General features: G+C 70.4%; 12 protein-coding genes. 2 read left to right on the top strand and 10 right to left on the bottom strand.

Annotated features, from left to right (window positions below):
- Positions 1 to 318: 318 nt before the first annotated feature.
- The 3 genes from ACWGI2_RS33540 to ACWGI2_RS33530 form a co-directional block, all read right to left on the bottom strand.
- Positions 319 to 2,094: a bifunctional metallophosphatase/5'-nucleotidase gene (locus tag ACWGI2_RS33540; protein ID WP_453699546.1), complete on the bottom strand. Its 1,776-nt coding sequence runs from the start codon at positions 2,092 to 2,094 to the stop codon at positions 319 to 321.
- A gap of 98 nt (positions 2,095 to 2,192) precedes the next feature.
- Positions 2,193 to 3,053: a geranyl diphosphate 2-C-methyltransferase gene (locus ACWGI2_RS33535; RefSeq protein ID WP_453398525.1), complete on the bottom strand. Its 861-nt coding sequence runs from the start codon at positions 3,051 to 3,053 to the stop codon at positions 2,193 to 2,195.
- A gap of 19 nt (positions 3,054 to 3,072) precedes the next feature.
- Positions 3,073 to 4,500: a family 2B encapsulin nanocompartment shell protein gene (locus ACWGI2_RS33530; RefSeq protein ID WP_453699545.1), complete on the bottom strand. Its 1,428-nt coding sequence runs from the start codon at positions 4,498 to 4,500 to the stop codon at positions 3,073 to 3,075.
- Between the two features lie 305 nt (positions 4,501 to 4,805).
- Here ACWGI2_RS33530 and ACWGI2_RS33525 point away from each other — a divergent pair, with 305 nt between their 5' ends.
- Positions 4,806 to 5,984: a family 2 encapsulin nanocompartment cargo protein terpene cyclase gene (locus tag ACWGI2_RS33525; protein WP_453699544.1), complete on the top strand. Its 1,179-nt coding sequence runs from the start codon at positions 4,806 to 4,808 to the stop codon at positions 5,982 to 5,984.
- Positions 5,985 to 5,994: 10 nt separating this feature from the next.
- On the opposite strand, the gene ACWGI2_RS33520 is transcribed toward ACWGI2_RS33525, so the two are convergent.
- Together ACWGI2_RS33520 and ACWGI2_RS33515 are read right to left on the bottom strand one after the other, a co-directional pair.
- The gene (locus ACWGI2_RS33520; protein ID WP_453699543.1) at positions 5,995 to 6,462 is read right to left on the bottom strand and encodes an iron chaperone; all 468 of its coding nucleotides are present in this window, start codon (positions 6,460 to 6,462) and stop codon (positions 5,995 to 5,997) included.
- An 83-nt stretch (positions 6,463 to 6,545) separates the two neighbouring features.
- Positions 6,546 to 7,001: a carboxymuconolactone decarboxylase family protein gene (locus tag ACWGI2_RS33515; protein ID WP_453398529.1), complete on the bottom strand. Its 456-nt coding sequence runs from the start codon at positions 6,999 to 7,001 to the stop codon at positions 6,546 to 6,548.
- Between the two features lie 176 nt (positions 7,002 to 7,177).
- Between ACWGI2_RS33515 and ACWGI2_RS33510 the strand changes: the two genes are divergently transcribed.
- Complete coding sequence (locus ACWGI2_RS33510) at positions 7,178 to 9,625, top strand: tetratricopeptide repeat protein (protein ID WP_453699541.1); 2,448 nt, start codon at positions 7,178 to 7,180, stop codon at positions 9,623 to 9,625.
- 19 nt (positions 9,626 to 9,644) lie between these two features.
- Here ACWGI2_RS33510 and ACWGI2_RS33505 read toward each other — a convergent pair whose 3' ends face one another.
- The 5 genes from ACWGI2_RS33505 to ACWGI2_RS33485 form a co-directional block, all read right to left on the bottom strand.
- Positions 9,645 to 10,436, bottom strand: a complete 792-nt coding sequence (locus tag ACWGI2_RS33505; protein WP_453699539.1) for an AAA family ATPase — start codon at positions 10,434 to 10,436, stop codon at positions 9,645 to 9,647.
- A 59-nt stretch (positions 10,437 to 10,495) separates the two neighbouring features.
- Complete coding sequence (gene fabG, locus ACWGI2_RS33500) at positions 10,496 to 11,200, bottom strand: 3-oxoacyl-ACP reductase FabG (RefSeq protein ID WP_453398532.1); 705 nt, start codon at positions 11,198 to 11,200, stop codon at positions 10,496 to 10,498.
- On the bottom strand, positions 11,200 to 11,349 hold the full coding sequence (locus ACWGI2_RS33495) for a hypothetical protein (RefSeq protein WP_453398533.1): 150 nt from the start codon (positions 11,347 to 11,349) through the stop codon (positions 11,200 to 11,202). The genes fabG and ACWGI2_RS33495 overlap by 1 nt, the downstream gene beginning before the upstream one ends.
- A 3-nt stretch (positions 11,350 to 11,352) precedes the next feature.
- Positions 11,353 to 11,943, bottom strand: a complete 591-nt coding sequence (locus ACWGI2_RS33490; protein WP_453699538.1) for a hypothetical protein — start codon at positions 11,941 to 11,943, stop codon at positions 11,353 to 11,355.
- A gap of 95 nt (positions 11,944 to 12,038) precedes the next feature.
- Complete coding sequence (locus ACWGI2_RS33485) at positions 12,039 to 13,067, bottom strand: AvrD family protein (protein WP_453699536.1); 1,029 nt, start codon at positions 13,065 to 13,067, stop codon at positions 12,039 to 12,041.
- Positions 13,068 to 13,146: the final 79 nt, after the last annotated feature.

Below are 13,146 nucleotides of genomic sequence, written 5' to 3'. Positions count from 1 at the left end.
GTCAGCCGGGGAAGCCGCGGTACGAGGCACGACGGCAGCAGCGCGATGCCGAGCCCGCCGCAGCCCCGCCGCCTGGAACGCCTCGTCGGTCTGTGCCCGCGCCGCGATGCCCGCGGGAAAGTCCACGAACAGCTCGACGTCTGCCGCACCACCGGCCACGACGTCGACTGGGCCTACCTGAGCCCGCCCTCCCGGTGTCTCCGCGCTCTCGATGGAGGATCTCGCGGTGGCACTCCTTGACGAGGCTGAGCGCCCCAAAAACCACCGCACCCGGTTCACGGCGGCGTACTGAGTTTCAGGGGTGCCCGTCCGGGTCGGCTACCTTCCGACGAACGTGATGCGCTCACGTGCCGGAGGACCGATCGGGTCCTCCGGGCTGGAGTTCTTGCTCAGGTAACCCACCAGCGCCTCTAGGTCGGTCACGTCGCCGCCGTCGCGGTCGGTGCCCTTCGTGAACGTCGTGAAGCCGTTACCGCCGTTGGCCAGGAAGTCGTTGACGGTCACGCGGAACTTGTCGGTGGGCTTCACCGCCTCGCCCTTCACCCTGACGGTGTCGGTGAGCAGCCGGTCGGCGCCCTCGCGGCTCAGGTCGACCGAGTAGCGCAGGGCGGAGGAGAGCTGCAGGAAGCGTGGCTCATCGGCGTTGGTGCCGGTGAGCTGCTCCCGCAGGACGGCGACCAGTTGCTCGCCGGTGAGCGTCATCGTCCACAGCGGGTTGTCGAAGGGCTGGGTGCGGTACGCGTCGGCGTAGGTGACCGTCCCGTCGCCCTTGTGCACCAGGTCGGCGCGCATGCCGCCCGGGTTCAGGAAGGCCAGGTCGGCCTCGTAGCCCTGGGTGGCCTGCACCTGAGCGTCGGTGAGCAGGCTGCCGAGCGGGGTCTCGGACTCGGTCGAGCCACGGCCGGGCAGGTCGGCTGAGATGTAGCCGACGCTCCGGTTGGCCTCGGCCTCGGAACGCTCCCGCCATGTCTCCACGAGCCGGTTCATCGCGGGCTGCTTCGGGGTGTCGACGGGTACGACGTGGTTCTCGGCGCGCACCGATCGGCGGACGACGTCGCCGCTCTCGCCCAGGCGGAAGTTCAGCTCGGTGAAGGAGCGGCCGAAGGAGTCGGCCTGCGTGACCGTCCGGGGTTGTCCCGCGGGGTCGGTGACCGTGCACTCGTACGAGTCGTGCGAGTGCCCGGTGACGACGAGGTCGACCGCGCTCGACGCCTCCTTGGCGATGCCCTTGATACGGCCGCGAAGACGGGACGCGGGGCCGTCGGCGTCGCAGTCCCCGGCACCGGCCACCCCGTTCACGGACTCGCCCTCGTGGATGAGGAGGACCTGGGCGTCGACCCCGCGCTGTGCGAGCTCCTTCGAGTAGCGCTCGATGACCGGCAGTTCGTCGTGGAACTCCAGGTCTCGGATCTGGGACGCGTTGACCGCCTCGGGCGCGTCCTTGGTGACGAGGCCGATGAACCCGATCCGCTGCCCGCCGGGCAGCGTCTTGACCATGTAGGGCCGCAGCAGCGGCGACTCGCTGCCCTTCCGTGTCACATTGGCGGCGAGGTAGGGGAAGGCCGCGCCGTCGTAGGCGCCACCGGGAGCACATCCGTCCTCCGGGTGGCAGCCTCCGCGGGCGATACGGCCCAGTTCGTTCGGCCCTTCGTCGAACTCGTGGTTGCCGACCGATGAGACATCGAGGCCGAGTTCTTCGAGGGCGTCGACCGTCGGCTCGTCGTGGAAGAGCGCGGACAGCAGCGGGCTTCCGCCGATCATGTCGCCGGCCGCCACGTTCAGGGAGTTCGGTCCGGTGCGGGCCTTGTCCATGAGCGTGGCCAGTTGGGGCAGCCCGCCGGCCTGGACGTCGCGCCCGCGCCGCACACGGCCGGCCGCGCCCTCGACGGGATCCAGATTGCCGTGCAGGTCGTTCAGGGCAAGGAGCTGCACCGGCACCCCGGCGGGCGGGGCGGGTGCGGGGTCGGCAGCAGCGGTGGCGGGGCCGGTCGGGGCGCCGAGGGTGAGGGCAAGCACGGCGGCCGCGCAGGCGATCGCGGTGCGTTTCGGCAGCATGGTGAGGGGGCGTGAGAGAGGACGGGAAGTTTCGGTCACGCGGCGACGCTACGGAGCCACGAGCCGCGGAAGCGCCGGACACACCCGCCACCGTCCATGATCACCCAGGGGGCCCTCCCTGGTACGGGCGCTGCGGGTCAGATGCGGTCGGCGGCGATGAGGAGGTAGTGGAAGCTGCCTTCGCGGTAGGCGGTCAGGAAGGGTTCCTCGATGCCGGTGGCGAGCGAGGACTTGGCCCGCAGTTCCCAGTAGGGGATGGTCGCGGCGGTGAGGTCGACGACGTTGATGGGGACCAGGCCGTTGGCCGCCAGTGCCTTGAAGTACGCGCCGCGGGAGTGGATGTTGCAGGTGTAGTGCTCGTCGATGCGGCTGACCGCCTTGGAGCGGCCACCGGTCACGTCGTTGTAGCAGCCGGTGATGCAGACGTAGCGCCCGCCGTGGACCAGCAGCCGGGAGTACTCGGCGAAGAGCGGGAACAGGTCCACGTACATGGTGGACTCGTTGTTCCAGATCCCTTGGAAGGCGCCGGCCGGGAGGCCCGTGTTCAGCATGTTGCGGAAGTGGTAGCCCACCTTGCCGGCCACACCACGCTCACGGGCCTGGTCGTTGGCGAATGCGACCTGTGACTCGGAGATGGAGACACCGTCGACCCGGCAGCGGAAGCGCTGATGGGCCATGATGCTGGTGCCGCCCCGCCCGCAGCCCGAGTCGAGCAGACGGTGGCCGGGCTCGATGGCCCCCAGGTGATCGAGGAGGACATCCGCCTGCGCCGACTCCAGACGGTGCATCTCCTCGATGACGCGCTCGTCCCGGGTCTCCTCCGGTCCGTCCAGGACCGACGGGTCCCAGTCGCCGATCCCGTAGTGGTGGTGGTAGAGGCCGTCGACATCGCCGAGGCGGAGGTTGACCGGGTCCTTCTCGTTGTTCCAGTAGTCCGCGACCGCCCGCTGGTAGGCGGTGCGCACCACGCGGGCAGAGGCATCCGGAGTCACCGTCATCGTGAGAGCTCCTTCGGTGTCAGGCGGGCGTCCGGGCGACCTCGACGTTCTCCAGGACTCCGACCGCGTCGGGGACGAGCACGGCCGCCGAGTAGTAGGCACTGACCAGGTAGGAGATGACGGCCTGGTCGTTGATGCCCATGAACCGCACATTCAGCCCCGGCTCGTACTCGTCGGGTATCCCCGTCTGGCGCAGGCCGACCACCCCCTCCGCCTCCTCGCCCGTACGCATCGCCAGGATGGAGGTGGCGCCCTCGGCGGAGACCTCCAGTTTCCCCAGGGGGTAGATCGGCACGCCACGCCATGCGGGCAGCCGGTGGCCGCCGACCTCGGTTTCGCCGAAGTAGATGCCCCGCTTGTTGCATTCACGGCCGAAGGCGGCGACGGCACGCGGGTGCGCGAAGAACGCCCTGGTCTGGCGGCGCATGCTCAGCAGCTCGTCGAAGTCGTCAGGCGTGGGCGGCCCGGAGTGGGTGGAGATGCGCTGGCCGTAGTCGGCGTTGTGCAGCAGCCCGAACTCCCGGTTGTTGACCAGCTCGTACTCCTGGCGCTCGCGCAGCGCCTCGATGGTCAGCCGCAGCTGCTGTTCGACCTGGTTCATGGGGTCGTTGTAGAGGTCGGCGACCCGGGTGTGGATCTTCAGGACCGTCTGGGCCACGCTCAACTCGTACTCGCGGGGCGCGAGTTCGTAGTCCACGAAGGTCCCCGGCAGCGCGGGCTCGCCCGCATGCCCGGCGGCGAGCGCGATGTCGGCCTCGCCGCGCTTGTTGCGCGGCCGCTCCCCCTCGGCCTGACGCTGCCGCACGTGGGTCCGCAGTCCCTCGCTCTGCCCCGCGACCTCCTCGTACGCCTGCCGGGGCAGCACCAGCACGGTGCACGCGGTGACCGCACGCGTCGTGAACTCCCAGTCGCCGGGCTCGTCCGCGACCACCTGCCCGCCGAAGAACCCGCCGTCGGCGAGCATCCCGAGCCGGGTCTCCTCGCCGTACTTGCCGGTGCCGATCTTCTCCACCTTGCCGTGCGCGATCAGGTAGACGTGGTCGGCGGGCCGCCCCGCCTGGGCGAGCACCTCTCCCGGCGCCAACTCCCGCTGCTGGAACCGCTCGGCCAGCGCCCGAAGCACCTCGGGATCGTCGTATCCGCGCAGCAGCGACAGCTCGCCCAGTTCCGCGGGGACGACGCGGACCTCGACCCCCTCCTGGACGAAGGTCACCCGGCCGTCGCCGACCGCGTACACCAGGCGCCGGTTCACCCGGTACGTGCCGCCGCCCACCTCCACCCAGGGCAGCGTCCGCAGCAGCCAGCGGGAGCTGATGTTCTGCATCTGCGGAACGGTCTTGGTGGTGGTCGCCAGATTGCGTGCGGCTGCTATGCCCAGGCTCAACTGCGCCTGCCCCGCGCTCTGTTCAGGTTGCTCCGACTGCTCGGCCGACGCTGCGGTCGCCATCCTGGTCCCTTCCCACGGCACTGCGTTGCTAGGAGCTGCGCGCCGCAAGTGAAGCAGCGCGCCATGATGTCGGTCGAGAGCGTCCCCAGGCCCACACCACGCGTTTACGCCACACTCCTCGCTTCCCGGATACGCTGCGCGAACAGCCTGTGATCGCTGTGGGAGCGGCAGCCTCCGCGTCCGAGGACGGCCGGAATCGACCGACCCGCCTTGTTGCGCCCCGAGTGCCGTGCTATCCCTGCGTCGAAGACCGAGAAGCCCGTGAGGACCGAGTCGAGCCGATTCTCCCGTGGACGGAGTTGCGGATGAAGGCGCCCATTCCCGGAACGCGTACGACTGACGGACCCACGGAGGCTCTTCCCTCACCCCGGCTGCTGGCGCGCATACTCTCGGGCCCGTCCGGTATCGGGACCGGCTCCCTGCGCCTCGCACCGGTCACGGAAGCGGACGCGGACGCGGCACCGGCCGCGGAATCACCATCGGAGACCCGCTCGGGGCCTGCGCCGTCCTCTCAGCGGATCGAGGGCCTCTACTGCCCTCCGGCCGTACGGGACGACCGCGCGCTCGCCGATGAGATCAACCACCGGCTCGTCGAGTGGGCCGAGCAGGAGGTGGGCCTCTACCCGGGCACCGAGCACCGGGAGGCGCTCGTCGGCTTCGACCCGGGGCGGTCGGTGGTCCTGTGCCACCCGGACGCACCGGGCATCGAGCACCTCATGGCCGCGGCACGCCTGCTGGTCGGCGAGAACGCCGTGGACGACTACTTCTGCGAAGCGGAGTACGGCGGCCACGCGGACCGGCGCGGCGCGGCACTCGCGATCGCCCAGTCCGCGATCGACCCCGCTCACAACACCCCGCGCTACGAAGCCGATTGGCGGTCCGGAGTGGAATCCCACCCGGCCCTGCGCTCGATGCGCTCGGCCATGGACCACTTCCGGATCCTGGCCACCCCGGCCCAGGCACACCGCTACCGGCACGACATCGCCGGCCTCTACCTCGGTTACAACGCCGAGGGCGACTGCATCACCCAGCGCCGCACACCGGCGGTGTGGGAGTACCTGGTGCAGCGGCAGTTCAACAACTTCCGCCCGTGCCTGACCATCACCGACGCCGTCGGCGGCTACGAGCTGCCCGCCCACCTCTTCGCCGAGCCCGCCGTGCAGCGCGCCGTCGCCCTGTCCTCGAACGCCGCGACCCTCTGCAACGACCTCTACTCGCTGCGCAAGGAGCAGCAGAGCGAACGCTTCCACTACAGCCTGCCGACCGTGATCGCCGCCGAGGACGAGTGCTCCATCGAGGACGCCTTCCAGAAGGCGATCGAGGTCCACAACGACATCGTCCATCTCTTCGAGGAGCAGGCCGCCGCGCTCTCCGCCACCGACCCGCTCGTCGCCCGCTTCATGACGGGCCTGTCGAACTGGGTCGGCGGCAACCACGAATGGCACGCGGGGAATGTCGGCACGCGGTACGCGACGTCGCCCTGAGGTGATCAGCTCAGCTCACCGCGTTCCGTACGAGCGCCGCGATCCGCGCCTCGCCCTCGGGGGTCAGCTCCGTCAGGGCGTACGAGGCCGGCCACATGGCACCGTCGTCGAGGTTCGCCTTGTCGCTGAAGCCGAACGTCGCGTACCTCGCGCTGAACTTCTGCGCGCTCTGGAAGAAGCAGACGACCTTGCCGTCCTTGGCGTACGAGGGCATCCCGTACCAGAGCTTCGGCGACAGCTCCGGCACGCTCTCCTTGATCACGGCGTGGATCCGCTCGGCCATGACGCGGTCCGATTCCTGCATCTCGGCGATCTTCGCGACGACGGCGGCCTCTTCCTCCGCCGCCTTGTCGGCGCGCGATCCGCGACGCGCGGACGCCTTGAGCTCCTGGGCGCGCGCCTTCATCGCGCCTCGTTCCTCGTCCGTGAATCCGTCGAACTTCGCGCTCTTCTGTGTGGTCGTCCGGGTGGTCGTCATGGCGAATTCCTTACGTACGCGAGTGGGTGATGAGCGGTGGTGCCCCGGAGGAGCCGCCGCGGCGGCTCCTCCGACGGGGTGTGTCAGCCCCAGGCACCGGCGATCTGGCGGGTCGTGGCGTTGAGCCGGTTGAACAGGTTGGTGACGCCGACCATGAGGACCAGCGCGGCCAGCTGCTTCTCGTCGAAGTGGGTGGCGGCGGCATCCCACACCTCGTCGTTCACCGCGTCGGCGCTGTCGGCGAGACGCGTCGCGGCCTCGGCGAGTTCGAGCGCCGCCCGCTCCGCCTCGGTGAAGTACGGGGCCTCGCGCCAGGCGGCGACCGTGGCGAGCCGCTCGTCGTTGACGCCCGCCTTGCGGGCCGACTTCGCACCGCCGTCGACACAGGCGCTGCAGCCGTTGATCTGGCTGACCCGCAGGTGCACCAGCTCCAGGGTCTGCCCCTCCACTCCGCCGGAGTGCACGGCCTTGAAGAGATTCTGGATGGCCGGCATGGCATCGGAGAGGACGACGGCGGGGTTCTGCATACGGGACTGCATCTCGGTGTGCTCCTTCTTCCGGTTCGGCCCCGTTCCCTCGGGGTGTGACTCCATATCAGCGGCAACCGCTCGCCACGACCACGGCGGTGGGACACCGTGGGACAGCTGAAACAGCCTTGAGCAGCGACGACGTGGCCCGGTAGGTTTCTGGCGACACGGGACACGGGGGGTATCTGGTGGATGAGCCACACCGCACGGCGAAGGCGGACCCGCAGAACGAGCTGGCGGCTCGGCTGCGCCTGATCCAAGAACTGTCCGGCCTTGGCGTACGCGCCCTCGCACGGGACGCGGGCCTCAGCTCCTCGTCCCTTTCGCGCTACCTCAGCGGCCAGACCGTGCCGCCCTGGCCCGCGGTGATCGCGCTCTGTCGCCTCGTCAAGCGCGACCCCCGCCCGCTGCGCCCCCTGTGGGAACGGTCCTCCAACCCTCTCCCCGCGCCCCCGAAGTCCAGCCGCCAGGGCAGGCCGCGGCCCCGCAACGATCTGCCGCGCGACGTACCGGACTTCACCGGACGCGAGGCCCAACTCGCCGCCGTGCTCGCCGCGGTGGACAGCCACCGCGTGGTCGCCGTCGACGGCATGGCGGGGGTCGGCAAGACCTGCCTGGCGATGCACGCGGCGCACCGCCTCGCCGCCGACTACCCGGACGCCCAGCTCTATGTGGACCTGCACGGGTTCACCGAGGGCCGCGAACCGCTCGACCCCGACTCCGCGCTGCGGATGCTGCTCGGCGCGCTCGACGTACCGTCCGAGAAGGTCCCGCGGGAGGGCGTCGAGCAACTGGCCGCCTGCTGGCGGTCGGAGCTGGCCGACCGCCGGGTCGTCGTGGTGATCGACAATGCCGCCGACGCCGACCAGGTCCGCCCCCTGCTGCCGGGAGCCGGCCCGTCCGTCGCCCTGATCACCAGCCGGAACCGGCTCATCGGCCTGGACGAGGTGCCGCCGGTCTCGCTCGACGTGCTGAGCCCGCGGGAGAGCGCGGAACTCCTCGCCCGTGCGAGCGGCGACCCGAGCGGTCCCGACGGACGGCTCGCCCGCGACCCGGAGTCCGCCGCCGAGGTGCTGCGGCTGTGCGGCCATCTGCCGCTGGCCCTGCGCCTCGCCGCGGCCCGGCTGCGGCACCGGCCGGGCTGGACGGTGGGCGTCCTCGTCGAGCGGCTGGCCGAGGGGGCGAGCGAGTTCGACACCGCGTTCGCCATGTCCGTACGGCAGTTGGACCGGTCCCAGGCCCGCCTGTTCCGGCTGCTCGGTCTGCTGCCCGGGGGTTCCTTCGACGCGTACCTGGCGGCGTCGCTCGCGGACGTGCCGCTGAACAGCGCGCGGGCGATGCTCGAGGACCTGGTCGACGCGCACCTCGTACAGGAGCCCACGGCGGGCCGCTACCGCCTGCACGACCTGGTGCACCAGCACGCGCGCCGGGCCGGCGAGGAGCAGGACTCACCGGCCGAACGGCAACGGGCGCTCGGCCGCTTCCTCGACTACTACGTGCACGCGGCGGCCGCCGCCGACGCCGCGATGCCGTTCCTGTCGCCCGGCCGGCCGCCCTCCGCGGGCCGGCCGCCTGCCGCGCTGCCGCGGTTCGCGGACAAGAACGCGGCGTTCGCCTGGCTCGTCGCGGAGTACGAGAATCTGGTGGGCGCCTTCGAGACCGCGGCCGCCGTCGGGGCCGACGCGCACGTGTGCGAGCTGCCGCGCTTCCTGCGGGCGTACTTCGCGCGGCGCTGCGGCACGACGCACCTCAACGTGCTCTTCGAACGCTCGCTGGCCGCCGCCGAGCGCATCGGCGATCCGCTCCAACTGGCCGACGCGCACAGTGATCTGGGCTTCGCGCGCTATAACGCGGGCCGCATGGCGGAGGCCGCCGCCTCGTACGAGGCGGCACAGCCGCGGCTGTCCCAGGCGGGGGACTTGGGGTCGGAAGCCGAACTGACCCTGCGGCGCGGCTATCTGAAGTGGGACGAGGGGTATGTCGAGGAGCCGCTCGAACTCTTCAGGCTGGCAGGGAAGTTGTACGAGCAGGCCGACTGCCCGACGGGCACGGCCAGTGCGGCGGCGTCGGAGGCCTGGGCGATGCTCCAGCTGGGACACCGCGAGGAGGCGGCGCAGCGGGCCCGCGAGGTCCTCGGCATCCCCCTCACCGACCCCGCCTCGCCGCCCACGCTGACGGCTCGGATCACCCTCGGCGTGGCCATCGCCCACGAGGAGCCCGACGAGGCGGCGGAGCACCTGCATCAGGCGTTGGCGCTGGCCCGCGAGGACGGGCACCTCCACAACGAGGCGTGGTGTCTCAACTGCCTGGGTGTCGCGCTGCGGCGTATGGGCCGCTACGAAGAGGCGCTGGCCAGCCACCGGCAGGCGTTCGCGCTGCTCGACGAGCTCTTCGAGGGACACTGGAAGATCCACTTCCTCAACAGCTACGCCGAGACCTGCCGCCTCGCGGGCCTGCCCGACGAGGCCCTGCGTCTGCACCGCCAGGCTCTCGAACTCGCCCCGACGCTGGGGTACCGCAACGAGGAAGCGCTGGCCCACGAGGGAATCGCGACGGTCCTGGACGCAACGGACCCGGCCACGGCGGCAGAACACCGCGCGGCGGGCCGGGCCGTCCTGCGGGAGCTCGACGCGTGATGTCGAGCTCCCGCAGACGTCAGAAGCGCACCGCGTACGAGACGCGCCGCCGCAGGGACTTGGCCCGCTGGGCCTCGTGGAAGCGAGCGTCCTGTTCCAGGACCTCGGCGGCCCTGCGCACCTTCGCACCGGCCCGTTCGATCGCTTCGTCGAGCGGCATCACCAGGGGCAGGTCGAAGATCTCGACGATCCGCTCCACGCGTTCGCGGACGCTGCCGCCCACCACGTGGTACGGGATCTCCAGCTCCTCCAGGGTCTCGATCAGCAGGTCGTCGGACATCTTCCGGAACGTCTCGGAGACCGGCCGGTGGCCGTCGGCCTTCATCTCGAACTCGACCGGCAGGTGCACATAGGCGTCGTAGATCCGCTTGGCACGGGCCTTGGCTACCGCGCCGTAGGCATCCATGTACTGGCGGTAGAACCGCTTCACCGGGAGCCCTGCGATGTTCTTCACCGTCCGCAGGAACAGGTTCGCCCCGGGGTTGATGCCGACCCGCATGCGGGCCTCGCCGTAGATCCACTCGTGGATCACGGAGCCGTCCGAGATGAACGGCCCCTGGCCCGCCTCGTGGTGGATCCGCTCCTCGAGCCGGCGCAGCCCGAGCATCGTCAGTTCCATGGCGCTGAGTTCCTGGACCTGCTTGCCCGGAACGAGGTCCACGAGGATCTCGCGGGACGTCATCGCGTGCGTACGGGGGATGCCCGTGGCCATCGACAGCGTCTCGGTCGTGGTGCTCTTGCCGCTGGAGTACGTTCCGGAGATCGCCAGGTGCAGACCGCTGTGCGGTATGGGGGTGCTTGTGTTCCCCATGGTGTGCTCTCTTCCCGTCGTGGGTGCCCCGGCCGGAGCCGGGGCGTGGGGTGATGTGGTCAGACGCCCATGCCCAGGCCTCCGCTGACCGGCAGAACCGCTCCGGTGACGTAGCGGCCCGATTCGCCGGCGAGGTAGCGCACGGCGGCGGCGACGTCAGATGTTTCGCCGACGTGGCCGAGCGGAGTGACGGACAGCAGGTGTTCGCGTCGCTGATCGGTGATCGCGCGGCTCATGGCCGTGTCGATCAGGCCTGGTGCGACGACGTTGACCGTGATGTTCCGGGGGCCGAGTTCCCAGGCCAGGGAGCGGGCCATGCCGAGCATTCCGGCCTTGGCGGCCGCGTAGTTGACCTGGCCCGGAGCTCCGTACGCGAAGGTCATGGAGGAGATGAGGACGATCCGCCCCCAGCGCGCCCGCACCATGCCGCGCACGGCACGCCGCACGGTACGGAAGGCGCCGTGGAGGTTGACGTCGACGACGTCCGTGAAGTCCTGCTCGTCCATGCGCAGCATCAGGGCGTCGCGCGTGATGCCCGCGTTGACGACGAGCACTTCGACCGGCCCGTGTGCGGCCTCGGCCTCCTTGAAAGCGGCGTCGATGCTTCCGGAGTCCGTCATCTCGGCGCGGACGCCGAGCAGTCCGTCGGGCGGTGCGGTGTCCCGGTGGGTGACGGCGACGCGGTCGCCGTCCGCCGCCAGGGCGGTCGCCACGGCGAGCCCGATGCCGCGGTTGCCGCCGGTGACCATGACCGAACGTCCCATCAGTGCCTCCTCGGGGCGATGGCGTCCTCCGCCTGCGGGCTGCGGACCTCTGCCGTCCGCCGGCCGGTGAGCGCCAGATTCCGCGTGGCTGTCGCGACGATCCGGAGGCCGATCTCCCCCAGGCTGGGGAGCGGGTTCAGCGGGTTCATGGGTCACCTCGCCGAGCCGGTCGCCGCCGCGCAGTACTGCGGCGCATCGGCGAACAGGTGCTCGACGGCTGCGGCGAGGCGGTCCCCGGTCAGCGCGTTCGGCAGCAGCCGCCGGGCGAAGCGCGGGCTCGGCGGCGCTCCCTCGCGCCGCTTCTCGGTCATCAGTGGCGGCAGGAACGCCATCGGCGTACAGGACAGTTCCGCGTCGCTCTCCGCGAGGAAGCGCGCTGCGCGCTCCCGGTCTGCCTCGGGCAGCCAGTCGAGAAACGGCAGGCTGACCTCGACGACCTCATCGTCACCGGGGTCTTGGGAGCCGGCGTCCGCATGGTCGCGCAGCAGTCGGCAGGGCGCGGCCTGCCACTCCTCGCGCAGCATGGGGACACGGCATCGGGCTTCGTCAAGCAGGACGAGCAGCGGCCGTTCCCCGTCCAGATGCTCACGCACCTCGGCACGCTGCTCCGCGTCCGGCCATATTCCCTTCGGTGTCCATTGCCTCGATTCGGACCCGAAAGCGCGCTCTTCCCAGAGCATGCGGGCCGGCCCTTCGAGTACGACGAGCACGTCTCCTAATCGGAGCGTGGGCGTAAAACGCATGATCTATTTCCCCCGTTGCGTTTCTTGCGTGTAACTCTGGTGCGAATTGGGTGCGAATTCAGTGCGACTGTCGACAGCGAAATTCGGCTGTCCGATTACGCGGCGGCGGGCAGGCGGTGCGCCAGCCAGCAGCGGCCGTCGATCCCCGCGAAGTCGTCCACCGCCAGTTCCGCGGTGCGCCAGCGAGCTTCGCCCATGGACAGGAGCCGGGAGCCGGCGGTGCTCACGGTCGGGGTGAAGCTGTGCCCCAGCGGGCGCACCGGTGTGGCCGCGCCGATGACGAAGCGCCTCATCCAGAGCGTGTCGGTGCTGCCGCGGGAAAGACCGTCCTGTGCGTAGAGCAGGACCTGCGCCAGCTGGGCCACGCCCACGAGCGCGTCGACCAGGGAGACCGACGGCCCGTAAGCCGCTTCCGCTCCGGACATGTACGCATCCCCGTTTGTGTGCGCGTCCCCGTCCGTGGCCACGACGCGCTGCAGCCCCCGGATCTCCTGCCGGTCGAGGTCGACGCGGACCTGCTCGGCGTACTGGTCGCGCTGCTTGTAGCCCGCGCCGTAGTGGCGGGCTCGCGCCGGCCCCAGTGCCTGCTTCTCGTCGGAGTACGTGACCGGTGTCCCCGCCCTGTCGCCCTGTTCGTGCACGAGCGTGCAGCGCACTTTCAGGCGTCCGACCCGGCAGTCGAACGTGCTGGCCAGCATGAGGTCTTCCCTGGTCGGACCGTCGACGGCGACCAGCCTGCCGTGTACGGGAAAGTCCGCGAGGTCTTCGTGTGGCGTGCTGCCGGCTCGTACATCGGCTCGGCGCAGCCAGATCCTGCGCCGCTCGGCGGCGCCGAGCCCGAAGGCGCGGGCGAGGTGCGTCTCCGCCAGGTTCGCGGCGAGCACCAGTGCGTCGATGCTGCTCAGATGCGGTCGCAGCTCACCGGCGCCCGTCTTGCGGGACCAGTCGCGCGGATAGCTGAGCGTGCCCCGCGCGGTGACGAGCGCGCCCGGTTCGGCGGACCCGTCGGTGGTGATGTTCCTGAGGCCTTGAGTGACGCGTTTGTATCCGCTTCCGAAAAAGCGGGAGCTGCCAGGTCCGAGGCAGCTGTCCAGAGATCCGTATAATAATTCCTTGTTGCTCATTCCCCGTTTACCTTCCCCCGTGTCGCGGGCCGATCGGCCCGGACAGAAAAAACACTATCCAGCACACCAGGGGGAAGCA

The organism is Streptomyces sp. NPDC054866, from assembly GCF_053610745.1.
This window is presented reverse-complemented; position numbering and strand designations above follow the sequence as displayed.

What these genes read in the sequence shown, in the direction of transcription:
- ACWGI2_RS33490 (WP_453699538.1), bottom strand. Translation starts at nt 11,943, where the DNA reads ATGCGTTTTACGCCCACGCTCCGATTAGGAGACGTGCTCGTCGTACTC.
- ACWGI2_RS33535 (WP_453398525.1), bottom strand. Translation starts at nt 3,053, where the DNA reads ATGACGGTGACTCCGGATGCCTCTGCCCGCGTGGTGCGCACCGCCTAC.
- ACWGI2_RS33520 (WP_453699543.1), bottom strand. Translation starts at nt 6,462, where the DNA reads ATGACGACCACCCGGACGACCACACAGAAGAGCGCGAAGTTCGACGGA.
- ACWGI2_RS33530 (WP_453699545.1), bottom strand. Translation starts at nt 4,500, where the DNA reads ATGGCGACCGCAGCGTCGGCCGAGCAGTCGGAGCAACCTGAACAGAGC.
- ACWGI2_RS33525 (WP_453699544.1), top strand. Translation starts at nt 4,806, where the DNA reads ATGAAGGCGCCCATTCCCGGAACGCGTACGACTGACGGACCCACGGAG.
- ACWGI2_RS33495 (WP_453398533.1), bottom strand. Translation starts at nt 11,349, where the DNA reads ATGAACCCGCTGAACCCGCTCCCCAGCCTGGGGGAGATCGGCCTCCGG.
- ACWGI2_RS33505 (WP_453699539.1), bottom strand. Translation starts at nt 10,436, where the DNA reads ATGGGGAACACAAGCACCCCCATACCGCACAGCGGTCTGCACCTGGCG.
- ACWGI2_RS33485 (WP_453699536.1), bottom strand. Translation starts at nt 13,067, where the DNA reads ATGAGCAACAAGGAATTATTATACGGATCTCTGGACAGCTGCCTCGGA.
- fabG (WP_453398532.1), bottom strand. Translation starts at nt 11,200, where the DNA reads ATGGGACGTTCGGTCATGGTCACCGGCGGCAACCGCGGCATCGGGCTC.
- ACWGI2_RS33515 (WP_453398529.1), bottom strand. Translation starts at nt 7,001, where the DNA reads ATGCAGTCCCGTATGCAGAACCCCGCCGTCGTCCTCTCCGATGCCATG.